We start from the raw sequence: 15,001 nt of genomic DNA, 5'->3' as shown, positions 1-15,001 counted from the left end.
GGCTTTTGTCCTCATTCAGCCGGCTGCAATGCAGCGGCATCATCGGCTTCCGGGCGCCGGCGGCGGGCGAAACGATCGCCCAGCGCACGGCACACGACATAGAAGGTGGGGGTGAAGAGCAGGCCGAAGGCCGTCACGCCGGTCATGCCGAAGAAGACCGCCGTGCCCAGCGCCTGGCGCAGTTCCGCACCGGCTCCGTTGGCGATCACCAGCGGCACCGCCCCCAGGATGAAGGCGAAGCTGGTCATCAGGATCGGGCGCAGACGGGTCTGGGCAGCCTGGACGGCGGCTTCGACCGGGCTCAGCCCCTGTTCCTCTTCCGCCTGCTTGGCGAATTCGACCACCAGGATGGCGTTCTTCGCCGCGAGCGCGATCAGCACGACCAGACCGATCTGCGTCAGGATGTTGTTGTCCATCCCGCGCAGGTTCACGCCCAGCATGGCCGCGAACAGGCACATCGGCACGATCAGGATGATCGACAGCGGCAAGGTCAGGCTTTCATATTGCGCCGCCAGCACCAGGAAGACGAAGAAGACCGCCATGCCGAAGACGATGCCTGCGGTATTGCCGGCACTGATCTGCTGATAGGCAACGCCGGTCCATTCGCTGGCATAGCCGGCAGGGGCGGCGTCGGCGAGCTTCTCCATCGTGCTCAGCGACTGGCCCGACGAATAGCCCGGTGCCGTGTCGCCATCGATTTCCACCGCGGGCAGCAGATTGTAGCGGACCACGCGATAGGGGCCGGTCTTGTCGCGGAAGGTGGAGACCGAACCGATCGGCACCATCTGGCCGCTGTTCGACCGGGTCTTCAGGTTGGCGATGTCGGCCACGGTGCCGCGATGTTCGGCATCGGCCTGGGCGGTCACGCGATAGGTGCGACCGAGCAGGTTGAAGTCGTTGACGAAGGCAGAGCCGAGATAGACCTGCATCGCTTCGAACACGCGCTCGGGCGGCACACCCAGCAGGTCGGCCTTGCGGCGATCGACATCCGCGAAGATGCGGGGGGTGCCGACGTCGAACAGGGTGTAGACCTGTGCCAGGCTTGGGCTCTGATTGGCCTTGCCGATCAGTTCGCCGGCGACCTTGTTGAGTTCCGCATAGCCGCGATCCTCCCGGTCCTCCAGCATCAGGCGATAACCACCGGCCGAGCCAATGCCCTGGATCAGCGGCGGCGGCACCAGCAGGATGCGCGCCTTGTCATAGCCCGCAACCGCCTTGTTCGCCTGATCCATGATGCCAGTATAGGTGGCGCCTTCCGCCTTGCGCTCGGCAAAGCTCTTGAACGGGAAGTAGATCGCCGCGCTGTTGGGCGCCTGCGTCTGCGAGGGGCCGTGGAAGCCGGCGAACATCACCGCACCGCGCAGCCCCTTGATCGGCAGGATCTTCGCCGCGACCTCGCGCGTCACCTTGTCGGTGCGCTCCAGCGATGCGCCCGAGGGCAGCTGGACGACGGCCAGGAAATAACCCTGATCCTGCGCCGGGATGAAGCCGCCGGGCGTCACCCAGAACAGGGCGATGGTGGCGGCGATCAGGCCGGCATAGGTCAGCAGCATCTTCTTGGGCCGGGCGACGAGGAAGCGGGTGAGGCGCGCATAGCCCGCGCTCATCCGATCAAAGCCCTGGTTGAAGCGATCCGCCGCCTTGGCCGCGACCTGGCGCCAGCGCGGCGCATTGTCGAGATCATGGGCGCCATGCTTGGGCTTCAGCAGCAGGGCGGCTGCAGCCGGCGACAAGGTGAGCGAAAGGATCAGCGAGATGACCGTCGCGGTCGAGATGGTGACCGCGAACTGCTGGTAGAAGGCACCGGAAATGCCGGTGATGAACAGGGTTGGCACGAACACGGCGCACAGCACCAGCACGATCGCGATCAGCGCGGTCGACACTTCGTCCATCGACACGCGCGCCGCCTGCAGCGGGCTCATGCCATTTTCGATATTGCGTTCGACATTCTCCACCACGACGATCGCGTCGTCGACGACGATGCCGATCGCCAGCACAAGGCCGAACAGCGACAGGTTATTGAGCGAATAGCCCACTGCCGCCAGCATCGTGGCCGTGCCGATCAGCGAGACCGGGATCGCGATGATCGGGATGACCGCCGCGCGCCAGTTCTGCAGGAAGATGAGGATGACGAGGACAACCAGGATCACCGCTTCGAACAGCGTGTGATAGACGGCGTCGATCGACTGACTGATAAATTCGGTGGGGTTGTAGATGATGCTATATTCCAGGCCCTTGGGGAAGCGCTTGGACAGTTGCTCCATCTCCGCCTTGACCTTCTCCGCCGCGTCGAGCGCGTTGGAGCCGGGGCGCTGCATCGTCGCGATGACGACCGTCGGCTTGTTCGACAGATAGGTGTTGGTGCCATAATCCTGCGCGCCCAGTTCAACGCGGGCGACATCGCGCACGCGCACCTGGTGGCCATCGGCGTCCGAACGGATCACGATGTCGGAAAACTGATCGGGCGTGGTCAGGCGGCCCTGCATCTCGACGCCAAGCTGGAAAGCCTCGCCCCGGTCATAGGGCGGCTGGCCGATCGAGCCGGCCGATACCTGGACATTCTGTGCCCGCAGGGCGGAGACGATCTCTCCGGCGGTCAGGTCCAGCGCGGCGGCACGATCGGGATCGATCCAGATGCGCATCGCATAGTCGCGCGAACCGAACAGCTGCACGTCGCCCACGCCGTCCAGCCGGGCGAGCCGGTCGCGCACCTGGGTCAGGGCATAGTTGGAGATATAGTCGCGGTCATAGGTGCCGTCGGGTGACTGCAGGTTCACGACCATCAGGAATTCGGGCGTGGTCTTGCGGGTCACGACGCCCAGCCGCTGCACCTCTTCGGGCAGGCGGGGGATGGCGACGGCGACGCGGTTCTGCACCAGAACCTGCGCGGCATCCAGGTCGGTGCCGATCTTGAAGGTAACGGTGATGACGACCTTGCCATCGCCGGTCGACTGGCTGCTCTGATAGAGCATGTCGTCGACGCCGTTGATTTCCTGTTCGATCGGCGCGGCCACGGTCGACGCGACCGTTTCGGCCGATGCGCCGGGATATTGGGCGGACACGGTGACCGTGGGCGGCACGATGTCGGGATATTGGGACACCGGCAGGCCGATAAAGGCGAGCGCACCGACCACGGTGATGACCACCGCGATGACGGCGGCGAAGATCGGCCGGTCGATGAAGAAACGGGAGAAACGCATCGGATCGTCCTTTGCGAAAGGCGAAAGGGATACCGCGCGATCCGGCTAGGCCGGATCACGGGCAGGGAATATCAGGTCGACCTCTCATTCCGTTCGCCCTGAGCTTGTCGAAGGGCCCGGCTGAGCGAAGCGAAGCCACTTCGCCTGCGGCTCAGTGGAAGGCTTCGACTTCGCTCAGCCCGAACGGAGGAGAGGGCAATTACCGGGCGAAGGTGGCCTGGGCGGCGACCGGGGCGGCGCTGTCGACCGGCGTGACGGGCGCCGGGGTCGGGGTGATCCGGGCCGGCTTCACCGCAACCTTGGCACCGGGCATCGCTGCCTGGAGATTGGTCACGATCACCCGGTCCTTGGGATCGAGGCCGCTGCGGATGATGCGCAGCCCGTCGACGATCGGGCCAAGCTCGACCGGCTTCACCGCGACGCTGTCCTCCTTGTCCACCACCAGCACGGTCTTGCGTGCCTGGTCGGACTGGATCGCCTCGTCCGGGACCAGCAGGGCATTGGCCTTGCCGCCATTGGCCAGGCGCATATTGCCGAACAGGCCGGGGGTCAGGAAATTGCCCGGATTGTCGAAGACTGCGCGAATGCGGATCGTGCCCGACCGGGGATCGAGCCCATTGTCGGTGAAGTCCAGGCGGCCCTTGTGGTTATAGTCCGCCTCATCCTGCAACCGCACCTCGACCGCGCCGCCATTCTCCTTGTCGCGCTGCGACTTGAGATAGAGCGCTTCGGAGGCGTCGAAGTTGAAATAGATCGGATCGAGCTTGTTGACCGTGGTCAGCAGCGACGCGGTGCTGCCTTCTCCGCCCGAGACCAGATTGCCGATGTCGACGCGGCGATCCGACACGCGGCCGGAGATCGGGGCGCGGACCTGGGTGAATTCTACATCCAGTGCCCGGCTGCGTTCGCGGGCCTGCGCGGCGGCCAGGGCGGCCTGTGCCGCCTGCAGACGCGAGCGGAGCGAGTCCACTTCGCTCGCCGACACGGCTTCGTCGCCGGTCAGCCGCTGGACGCGGCCATAATCATTCTGGGCCAGCAGCAGCTCGCTTCGGGCGGACGCGACGCTGGCGCGCGCTTCGGCCAGGGCGGCCTGGAAAGGACGCTGGTCGATGGTGAAGAGCAACTGCCCCTGACGGACGAAATCGCCGTCGCGGAAGTGGATGGCGGTCACCGCGCCCGATACGCGGGGGCGGATCTCGACCGTCTGGCTGGGGGCGAAGCGGCCGACATAATCATCCCACTGCGTCACGCTGCGGGCGAGCGGCGCGGAAACGCCGACCGCCGCCAGCGGGGCGGCCGCGGCCTGGGCGGACGGGCGGTCGACCAGCTTCCAGCCGATGCCGAACAGGGCGATGAGGGCGATGGCAGCGATGCCGCAATGCTTGCGCGACCAGCGGTTGCCCGGTGGCGCGTGAACGTCCGACGCGCTGCCGTCGGCTGTGATCTTGGTGAACTGGTTCATGGATTAGCTCCGGGGGGCGCGGGCGGTGCGGCCCGCGCTGATGGTGGCGAGCAGCAATTCGAGCTGCGCGGTGGAAAAGCCGGCCGCGCGGAAGGCGGCGAGGGCGGAAAGCGACACGGCATAGCCCTTGTGCCAAGCCTCGACGGCCAGGCGGCGCAGTGCCTCCAGCCGTTCGCTGGCCAGGGTGGGGCTATGTTCCTCGCCCCAGATCCACTTGCGCAGACGGGCGAAAGAACCGGGGCCGCGCAGCGAGCGCAAGCCGTCGGTGCGGGCAAGGTCGACGATCTGCCATTCCTGGGCGGAAAAGCTGGTTGCCTGGGCCTCAACACTGATGGCGGGTACGGCGGGAGTGGGGCGGGTGGCGCCGACCGCCATCTGCGGACCGGCAAGTGCCTGGGCGAAATCAAGGAAAGCCAAGGCTTGTTCCTTCCTGCGATCTGAAGCGGGCGCACGGCTCCACGCGGAAAAGCGCGGATCGCGTCCCGAAAAACTCGCCCGAAGATGCGGGCATGCGTCCTTGCGGCGCGAACGGCACAAACCGTCGCGAAGAGGGCGCAAAGATGATGAATCAGGAGGAACCCGTTACCGGGAAACCGCCCCTTTGGGTGACGCTATCGTCGACAGCGCCGATGGTGGAATTGCTGCATGATGACCTCCCTGGGCTACACACCCAGCATCATTGTGTACCGTATGGTATATATTAACGGGGGCTGTCCCGTCAACCGTCTTTTTGTACCGGGAGGTATTTTATTTGCAGTGCGGCAATTTCAAGACCCGCATCGCTGCAAAAGCGAAATAAATTCCGCTATTTGCTCGGCCACATGGTGAGGGTGGTGTCGATCAGCTGCTCCAGCCGATCGCGCGGAACACCGGCACCGGCCTGAACGGCCATGCCCTGGATCACGGTCGAGAGATAACAGGCGAGCGCCTGGGGCTCGACTCCGGCGGGCAGGTCGCCCTCTGCCTGGGCGCGTTCGAACCGGTCGAGCAGGGCGCGGTCGGACGAGGCACGGCGGGCCAGCACTTCGTCGCGGATACATTCGGAATGGGCGGTGCCACCGACCGAACTGATGACGCCCATGCACCCCTGGGGATCTTTGTTGCCGGTCTGGATCGCCAGCGATCCGCGCAGCATGCGCTCGGCCACGGCCTTGGCGGTCGGTGCCTCCAGCGACGACTTCACATAGCAGAGCTTGTCGCGCTCATAGAGGTCGAGGGCCTTGCGGAATAGGGCTTCCTTGTTGCCGAAACAGGCATAGAGGCTGGGCTTGGTGATGCCCATCGCCTCGGTCAGTTCCGCCAGCGATGCGCCTTCATAGCCGCGCCGCCAGAAGACCTGAAGCGCAGCCGCCAGGGCTTCCTCGGGATCGAACTCCCGCGGGCGGCCCCTGCCACTCTGTGTTGCCGTGATTTCCATACCGACCGGTATATAGGGATGATGGCCGCCTACGTCCATAGGGCGTGCAACATCATCGCTGGTCAGTTTTTATCTGATGGGGGAATATTTGGATGCCCGACAAGGATTCGAACCTTGATTGACGGAGTCAGAGTCCGCTCTCTTACCATTAGAGGATCGGGCATCATCAGCAGGGCTTGCCCCGCTTGGGAGGCCGCAGATAGGCGGGGATTCAGAGTCGGTCAAGCGCTTTGTGCAGCCTTTCCGCAGTTTTTTGTCGATCCTTCTGATCGCCGACCGGCTGCCTTTACCGGACAAAGAAAAGCCCGCCGGATCATCGCTGATCCGGCGGGCAATATGTCGGTCTCTCTCAAAACCGGGCTGGGAGCCGCTCCCCATGTAGGAAGCGGCTCCCGCCTTTTCAAAGTCAGTCCATGTCCTGCGTGGTGAAATCATCACCCTGCACGGCACCCAGCGGATCGTCGCCGATCGCGGCTTCCGGACCCTGGGCCAGTTCGGCCGCATGTTCCTCGGCCGCGCTCTTCGGCGCGATCAGGTCGACCTGAGCCGAAGCGCGCAGCGCGGCCCGCATCGCCGCGTCACGCGACGAGGCGGCAACGCGCAGGCGGTTCATGCCGGCACCGGTGCCCGCCGGGATGAGGCGGCCGACGATGACGTTTTCCTTCAGGCCAACCAGCGTGTCCTTCTTGCCCTGGACCGCCGCTTCCGTGAGGACGCGGGTGGTTTCCTGGAAGGACGCCGCCGAGATGAACGAACGGGTCTGCAGCGAGGCCTTGGTGATGCCGAGCAGCACCGGCTTGCCGGCAGCGGGGGCGAAGCCCGGCTGCAGCTTGCTGTTGATCTCGTCCATTTCCTCGCGGTCGACCTGCTCGCCCACCAGCAGGGTGGTGTCGCCGGACTCGATGATCTCGACCTTCTGCAGCATCTGACGAACGATCGTCTCGATGTGCTTGTCGTTGATCTTCACGCCCTGCAAGCGATAGACTTCCTGGATTTCGGCGACCAGATATTCGGCCAGCGGCTCGATGCCGAGCACTTCCAGAATGTCGTGCGGATCGGGCGAACCACCGATCAGGTTGTCGCCACGCTTCACGTAGTCGCCTTCCTGAACGTCGATCACCTTGCTCTTGGGGATCAGATATTCGACCGGCTCGCCGCCATCCTCGGGATTGATGGCGATCTTGCGCTTCGCCTTGTAATCCTTGAGGAACTGCACGCGGCCCGAGACCTTGGCAATGATGGCATTGTCCTTGGGCTTGCGGGCTTCGAACAACTCGGCAACGCGCGGCAGACCACCGGTGATGTCGCGGGTCTTGGCCGCTTCACGGCTGACACGCGCCAGCACGTCACCGGCCTGAACCTCTGCACCATCGTCGACCGACAGGGTCGCACCGACCGCCAGCATGTAGCGGGCGGCTTCACCGCTATTGTCGTCCATCAGGGTCAGACGCGGACGCAGATCTTCCTTCGTCCGGGCGGCACCACGATGCTCGATGACAACGCGCTGTGCGATGCCGGTGGCTTCGTCGGTCTGTTCGGTCAGCGTCTTGTTGTCGATCAGGTCGACATACTTAACGATACCCGGCTTTTCCGTGATCACCGGCATGGTGAACGGATCCCACTCGGCGAAGCGATCGCCCTTCTTCACGGCATCGCCATCTGCGAACAGGATGGTGGCACCATAAGGCAGGCGGTGCGTTTCGCGTTCGCGACCTTCGCTGTCGATGATCGCGACTTCGCCGTTACGGGCCAGCGACAGGCGACGGCCATTCTTGTCGGTGATGGTCGGCATGTCGCGCAGCTCGATCGTGCCGTCCGACAGGGCTTCCAGGTTCGACGTTTCGTTGAAGTTCGCCGCGCCGCCGATGTGGAAGGTACGCATGGTCAGCTGCGTGCCCGGTTCACCGATGGACTGTGCCGCGATGACGCCGACCGCCTCACCGATGTTCACCGGCGTACCACGGGCGAGGTCACGGCCGTAGCACTTGCCGCAAACGCCCATCCGGCTTTCGCAGATCAGCGGGCTGCGGATCTTCACGGCCTGCGTGCCGATCGCCTCGATCTGGGTGATCATGGCTTCGTCCAGCAGGGTGCCGATCGGGATGATGACGGTGCCATCCTTGCTGTCGACGATATCCTGCGCCGTGGTACGGCCCAGAATGCGCTCGCCCAGCGAGGCGATGACCGAACCACCCTGTACGATGGCCTTCATCTCCAGCGCCTTTTCGGTGCCGCAATCATCCTCGACGATGGTGCAGTCCTGCGACACGTCGACCAGACGGCGGGTCAGGTAACCCGAGTTTGCCGTCTTGAGCGCGGTGTCGGCCAGACCCTTACGGGCACCGTGGGTCGAGTTGAAATATTCAAGAACGGTCAGACCTTCCTTGAAGTTCGAGATGATCGGCGTTTCGATGATCTCGCCCGACGGCTTGGCCATCAGGCCGCGCATGCCGGCCAGCTGCTTCATCTGGGCCTGCGAACCACGGGCACCCGAGTGCGCCATCATGTAGATCGAGTTGATCGGCGCCAGACGGCCGGTCTTGGGATCCTTGGGCTGGGCACGGATCTCGTCCATCATGGCGTTCGCGACCTGGTCGCCGCAACGGCTCCAGGCGTCGATCACCTTGTTGTACTTTTCCTGCTGCGTGATCAGACCGTCCTGATACTGCTGCTCATAATCCGCCACCAGTGCCTTGGTCTCGTCGACCATCGTCACCTTGCTGTCGGGGATGACCATGTCGTCCTTGCCGAAGCTGATGCCGGCCTGGAACGCGTGGCGGAAGCCCAGCGACATGATGGCGTCGGCGAACAGCACCGTGTCCTTCTGGCCGGTGTGACGATAGACCTGGTCGATGACGTCACCGATTTCCTTCTTGGTCAGAAGGCGGTTGACGACGTCGAAGGGCACCTTGTGCGACTTGGGCAGGCATTCGCCCAGCAGCATGCGACCCGGCGTGGTCTCGAAGCGCTTCATATACTGCTGACCATTTTCGTCGGTCTGCGGCACGCGGCTGATGATCTTCGAGTGCAGGGTGACCGCCTTGGCATAGAGGGCCTGATGGACCTCCTGCATGTCGGACAGCAGCATGCCTTCGCCCGGCTCGCCTTCGCGTTCCATCGACAGGTAATAGATACCCAGGACCATGTCCTGCGAGGGAACGATGATCGGCTTGCCGTTGGCGGGCGACAGGATGTTGTTGGTCGACATCATCAGCACGCGCGCTTCCAGCTGGGCTTCCAGCGAGAGCGGAACGTGGACGGCCATCTGGTCACCGTCGAAGTCGGCGTTGAAGGCCGAGCAGACGAGCGGGTGCAGCTGGATCGCCTTGCCTTCGATCAGCACGGGCTCGAACGCCTGGATGCCGAGGCGGTGGAGCGTCGGCGCGCGGTTCAGCATGACCGGGTGCTCGCGAATGACTTCGTCGAGGATGTCCCAGACTTCCTTGCGCTCCTTCTCGACCCACTTTTTCGCCTGCTTCAGGGTCATGGACAGACCCTTGGCGTCGAGGCGGGCGTAGATGAAGGGCTTGAACAGTTCGAGCGCCATCTTCTTGGGCAGGCCGCACTGATGCAGCTTGAGTTCCGGACCGGTCACGATGACCGAACGACCCGAATAGTCGACGCGCTTGCCGAGCAGGTTCTGACGGAAGCGGCCCTGCTTGCCCTTGAGCATGTCGGACAGCGACTTGAGCGGACGCTTGTTGGCACCGGTGATGACACGGCCGCGACGGCCGTTATCGAACAGGGCGTCAACGGCTTCCTGCAGCATGCGCTTTTCGTTGCGGACGATGATGTCCGGCGCGCGCAGCTCCATCAGGCGCTTCAGGCGGTTGTTGCGGTTGATGACGCGGCGATACAGATCGTTGAGATCCGAGGTCGCGAAGCGGCCGCCGTCCAGCGGCACCAGCGGGCGCAGTTCCGGCGGGATGACCGGCACGACGTCCAGGATCATCCATTCGGGGCGGTTGCCCGATTCCAGGAAGCTCTCGACGACCTTCAGGCGCTTGATGATCTTCTTGGGCTTCAGTTCCGACTTGGTGACAGCCAGCTCGTCCAGCAGCGCCTGCTTCTCGCCTTCCAGGTCGAGATCCATCAGCATCTGCTTGACGGCTTCGGCGCCGATGCCGGCCGAGAAGGCGTCCTCGCCATATTCATCCTGCGCGTCGAGCAGTTCGTCCTCGGTCAGCAGCTGATACTTCTCCAGCGGGGTCAGGCCCGGCTCGGTGACGATATAGCTTTCGAAATAGAGGACGCGCTCAAGCTGCTTGAGCTGCATGTCGAGCAGCAGGCCGATGCGCGAGGGCAGCGACTTCAGGAACCAGATGTGGGCAACCGGTGCGGCCAGTTCGATATGGCCCATGCGCTCGCGGCGGACCTTCGACACGGTCACTTCCACGCCGCACTTTTCGCAGACGATGCCCTTGTACTTCATGCGCTTGTACTTGCCGCACAGGCACTCATAGTCCTTGATCGGACCAAAGATGCGGGCGCAGAACAGGCCGTCACGCTCGGGCTTGAACGTGCGATAGTTGATGGTTTCCGGCTTCTTGATTTCGCCGAAGGACCAGCTGCGGATGCGCTCCGGGGAGGCGAGGCCAATCTGGATCTGGTCGAAGGTTTCCGGCTTCTGGATCGGATTGGCGAAGTTCGTCAGTTCGTTCATATCTCAAGTCCCTCTAGAGGGTGTAATTTTCGGGCGAAGCAGGGGAGGGGGCGCTGCCGGAGCAGCGCCCGCGCATCCCTTATTCCGCCGCAGCCGCCATGCCGTCGTCGTCAATCTCGTCCATCGCGGCGAGTTCGACGTTGAGGCCCAGCGAACGCATTTCCTTGACCAGCACGTTGAAGCTTTCGGGAATGCCGGCCTCGAACGTGTCGTCGCCCTTGACGATCGCCTCATAGACCTTGGTGCGGCCGACCACGTCGTCCGACTTCACCGTCAGCATTTCCTGCAGCGTGTAGGCGGCGCCATAAGCCTGGAGCGCCCACACTTCCATTTCACCAAAGCGCTGGCCACCGAACTGCGCCTTACCGCCCAGCGGCTGCTGGGTGACGAGCGAGTAGGGGCCGATGGAACGTGCGTGGATCTTGTCGTCGACCAGGTGATGCAGCTTCAGGACATACTTGTAGCCAACGGTCACCTTGCGGTCGAACACGTCGCCGGTACGGCCGTCGAACAGCGAAACCTGACCGGATTCGTCCAGGCCTGCCAGCTTCAGCATCGCCGACACGTCGGATTCGACGGCACCGTCGAACACCGGCGTGGCCATCGGCACGCCTGCACGGACATTCTGCGCCAGCTCGACGATCTGCTCGGGGCTGCGTGCCTCGATTTCGGCGACATAATTGTCGCCATAGATCGTCTTGAGCAGTTCCTTCACCGCCTCGGGGGGCTGGCCCGCCTCGGGGTTCGGATTGGCTTCACGCCATGCATCCAGAGCCTGGCCGATCTGGGCGCCCAGGCCGCGTGCGGCCCAGCCCAGATGGGTTTCGAAGATCTGACCGACGTTCATGCGCGACGGCACGCCCAGCGGGTTCAGCACGAAGTCGACGGGGGTGCCGTCTTCCAGGAAGGGCATGTCTTCGGCCGGCAGGATGCGGCTGATGATACCCTTGTTACCGTGACGGCCGGCCATCTTGTCGCCCGGCTGCAGCTTGCGCTTCACCGCGACGAACACCTTGACCATCTTCAGCACGCCCGGCGGCAGCTCGTCGCCGCGCTGCAGCTTGTCGACGCGATCCTCGAACTTCTCGACGATCAGCTTCACCGCTTCGTCATACTGCGCCTTAACGGCTTCGATGCCGGTCTGACGGACATCGTCCTCGACCGCGAACTTCCACCATTCGTGACGCTCGACTTCGCCCAGCAGAGCCTCGTCGATCACAACGCCCTTCTTGACGCCCTTGGGCGCGGCAGTGGCGGTCTGGCCGATCAGCATTTCCTGCAGACGGTTGAAGGTCGCACGGTTGAGGATGCCGCGTTCGTCTTCACGGTCCTTGGCGAGACGGTCGATTTCCTCCCGCTCGATCGCCATGGCGCGTTCGTCCTTGTCGATGCCGTGACGGTTGAACACGCGGACTTCGACGACGGTACCGGCAACGCCCGGCGGCAGGCGCAGGGACGTGTCGCGCACGTCGCTTGCCTTCTCACCGAAGATCGCGCGGAGCAGCTTTTCTTCCGGGGTCATCGGCGATTCACCCTTGGGGGTGATCTTGCCGACCAGGATGTCGCCCGGCTCCACTTCGGCGCCGATGTACACGATGCCAGCCTCGTCGAGGTTGCGCAGCGCTTCTTCACCGACATTCGGAATGTCGCGGGTGATATCTTCCGGACCCAGCTTGGTGTCGCGGGCCATGACCTCGAACTCCTCGATATGGATCGAGGTGAAGACGTCATCCTTCACGATCCGCTCGGAGATCAGGATGGAGTCTTCGTAGTTGTAGCCGTTCCAGGGCATGAACGCGACAAGCACGTTGCGGCCCAGCGCCAGCTCGCCGAACTCGGTCGACGGGCCGTCGGCGATGACGTCGCCGGCCTGCACCAGTTCGCCCACCTTCACCAGCGGACGCTGGTTGATGCAGGTGTCCTGGTTGGAGCGCTGGAACTTCTGCAGCGTGTAGATGTCGACGCCCGACTGGCCGGGTTCGACATCGCCGGTGGCGCGGATCACGATACGGGTCGCGTCGACCTGGTCGATGATGCCGGCGCGCTTGGCAGCGATCGCCGCGCCCGAGTCACGGGCCACGGTGCCTTCCATGCCGGTACCGACGAACGGCGCCTCGGCACGGACCAGCGGCACCGCCTGACGCTGCATGTTAGATCCCATGAGGGCGCGGTTGGCGTCGTCATTTTCCAGGAACGGAATGAGCGAGGCCGCGACCGACACCAGCTGCTTGGGGCTGACGTCCATCAGGGTGATGTTGTCGCGCGGCGCCATCAGGAATTCGCCGGCTTCACGGGCGGAGATCAGGTCTTCCGCCAGCGTGCCGTCGGCATTGGTTTCGGCGTTGGCCTGCGCGATCGTGTGCTTGGCCTCTTCCATCGCCGACAGATAGACGACGTCGTTGGTCACCTTGCCGTCGATCACCTTGCGATACGGCGTTTCGATGAAGCCGTACTTGTTCACGCGGCTGAAGGTGGCCAGCGAGTTGATCAGACCGATGTTCGGGCCTTCGGGCGTTTCAATCGGGCAGATACGGCCATAATGGGTCGGGTGAACGTCGCGGACTTCGAAGCCGGCGCGCTCACGGGTCAGACCACCCGGCCCAAGGGCCGACACGCGGCGCTTGTGGGTGACTTCCGACAGCGGGTTGGTCTGGTCCATGAACTGCGACAGCTGCGAGCTGCCGAAGAATTCACGCACCGCGGCCACGGCAGGCTTCGCGTTGATCAGGTCGTTCGGCATCACGGTCGACACGTCGACCGAGCTCATGCGTTCCTTGACTGCACGTTCCATGCGCAGAAGGCCGACGCGATACTGGTTTTCCAGCAGTTCGCCGACCGAGCGGACGCGACGGTTGCCGAGATTGTCGATATCGTCGATCTCGCCCTTGCCGTCCTTCAGGTTCACCAGTTCCTTGACGACGGCCAGGATGTCCTCGACGCGCAGGGTGGTGACGGTGTCCTCGGCATCCAGGTCGAGGCGCATGTTCATCTTCACGCGGCCGACCGCAGAGAGGTCATAGCGTTCCGGATCGAAGAACAGGCCGGCGAACAGCGCTTCGGCGGTTTCCTTCGTCGGCGGCTCGCCGGGGCGCATGACGCGATAGATGTCGCTCAGGGCCTGGTCGCGTTCTTCGGCCTTGTCGGCCTTGAGCGTATTGCGGATCCAGGGGCCGGTGGTGACATGGTCGATGTCCAGCAGTTCCAGGCGGTCGATGCCCGCCTTGTCCAGCTTTTCGAGGTTTTCGGGGCTGACTTCGTCGCCGGCCTCGATGTAGATTTCGCCGGTCTTCTCGTTGATCAGGTCATAGGCGCTGTAGCGGCCATAGACTTCCTCGGTCGGGATCAGCAGGGTGGCCAGGCCATCCTTCTCCGCCTTGTTGGCAGCGCGCGGGCTGATCTTGTGGCCGGCGGCGAACACGACTTCGCCCGACTTGGCGTCGACGATGTCGAACGCGGGCTTCAGGCCGCGCCAGGCTTCGGCGGTGTAGGGGATCTGCCAGCCGCCTTCGCCACGGACGAAGGTCACCTTGTTGTAGAACTGGCCCAGGATTTCCTCGGCGGTGAGGCCGAGCGCGTACAGCAGCGCGGTGACCGGCAGCTTGCGCTTGCGGTCGATACGCACGTTGACGATGTCCTTGGCGTCGAACTCGAAGTCGAGCCACGAACCACGGTAGGGAATGACGCGGGCAGCGAACAGATATTTGCCCGACGAATGGGTCTTGCCACGGTCATGATCGAACAGGACGCCCGGCGAACGGTGCATCTGCGACACGATGACGCGCTCGGTGCCGTTGACGATGAAGGTGCCGTTCTGCGTCATGAGCGGCATGTCGCCCATGTACACGTCCTGCTCCTTGATATCGAGGACCGAACGGGTTTCGGTGTCGGCATCGACCTCGAACACGATCAGGCGCAGGGTGACGCGCATCGGCGCGGCATAGGTGATGCCACGCTGGCGGCATTCCTCGACGTCGAACTTCGGGTCTTCCAGTTCATAATGGACGAAGTCCATTTCGGCGGTGCCGGCGAAGTCGCGGATCGGGAAGACGCTGCGCAGGGTCTTTTCCAGGCCCGACACATAGCCGATCGCCGGGTTGGAACGGAGGAACTGTTCGTAGCTCTCCCTTTGAACTTCGATCAGGTTCGGCATCTGCACCACTTCGTGGATGTCGCCGAACACCTTGCGGATGCGCTTCTTCGCGCCGGTGTTGATCGTTGGGAGAGCCTTGGTCGCCATGCGGTTCCTGCCTGTCGTCTGT

6 protein-coding genes and 1 tRNA gene are annotated in these 15,001 nt (G+C 63.7%); all 7 read right to left on the bottom strand.

From position 1 onward, the window contains the following. Window positions 1-11 precede the first annotated feature (11 nt). Window positions 12-3,200: a multidrug efflux RND transporter permease subunit gene (locus A0U87_RS25430; protein WP_048937390.1), complete on the bottom strand. Its 3,189-nt coding sequence runs from the start codon at window positions 3,198-3,200 to the stop codon at window positions 12-14. Window positions 3,201-3,399: 199 nt separating this feature from the next. After that, window positions 3,400-4,662, bottom strand: a complete 1,263-nt coding sequence (locus A0U87_RS25425; RefSeq protein ID WP_137406119.1) for an efflux RND transporter periplasmic adaptor subunit — start codon at window positions 4,660-4,662, stop codon at window positions 3,400-3,402. Between the two features lie 3 nt (window positions 4,663-4,665). After that, window positions 4,666-5,079, bottom strand: a complete 414-nt coding sequence (locus tag A0U87_RS25420; RefSeq protein ID WP_048937388.1) for a hypothetical protein — start codon at window positions 5,077-5,079, stop codon at window positions 4,666-4,668. Window positions 5,080-5,467: 388 nt separating this feature from the next. Then, window positions 5,468-6,079 carry a TetR/AcrR family transcriptional regulator gene (locus tag A0U87_RS25415; protein WP_026109006.1) on the bottom strand — a complete coding sequence of 204 codons (612 nt, stop codon included), beginning with the start codon at window positions 6,077-6,079 and terminating at the stop codon, window positions 5,468-5,470. 89 nt (window positions 6,080-6,168) lie between these two features. Beyond that, window positions 6,169-6,242 (bottom strand) — tRNA-Gln (locus tag A0U87_RS25410). Window positions 6,243-6,485: 243 nt separating this feature from the next. Beyond that, complete coding sequence (rpoC, locus tag A0U87_RS25405) at window positions 6,486-10,742, bottom strand: DNA-directed RNA polymerase subunit beta' (RefSeq protein WP_004208472.1); 4,257 nt, start codon at window positions 10,740-10,742, stop codon at window positions 6,486-6,488. Window positions 10,743-10,821: 79 nt separating this feature from the next. Continuing rightward, complete coding sequence (rpoB, locus tag A0U87_RS25400; RefSeq protein WP_004208471.1) at window positions 10,822-14,979, bottom strand: DNA-directed RNA polymerase subunit beta; 4,158 nt, start codon at window positions 14,977-14,979, stop codon at window positions 10,822-10,824. Window positions 14,980-15,001: the final 22 nt, after the last annotated feature.

The sequence above is a fragment of the Sphingobium sp. MP9-4 genome (assembly GCF_005281675.1).
Taxonomy (GTDB): Bacteria; Pseudomonadota; Alphaproteobacteria; order Sphingomonadales; family Sphingomonadaceae; genus Sphingobium; species Sphingobium yanoikuyae.
This window is presented reverse-complemented; position numbering and strand designations above follow the sequence as displayed.

Coding starts and splice junctions, on each gene's coding strand:
- rpoB (WP_004208471.1), bottom strand. CDS start 14,979: ATGGCGACCAAGGCTCTCCCAACGATCAACACCGGCGCGAAGAAGCGC.
- A0U87_RS25430 (WP_048937390.1), bottom strand. CDS start 3,200: ATGCGTTTCTCCCGTTTCTTCATCGACCGGCCGATCTTCGCCGCCGTC.
- rpoC (WP_004208472.1), bottom strand. CDS start 10,742: ATGAACGAACTGACGAACTTCGCCAATCCGATCCAGAAGCCGGAAACC.
- A0U87_RS25415 (WP_026109006.1), bottom strand. CDS start 6,079: ATGGAAATCACGGCAACACAGAGTGGCAGGGGCCGCCCGCGGGAGTTC.
- A0U87_RS25425 (WP_137406119.1), bottom strand. CDS start 4,662: ATGAACCAGTTCACCAAGATCACAGCCGACGGCAGCGCGTCGGACGTT.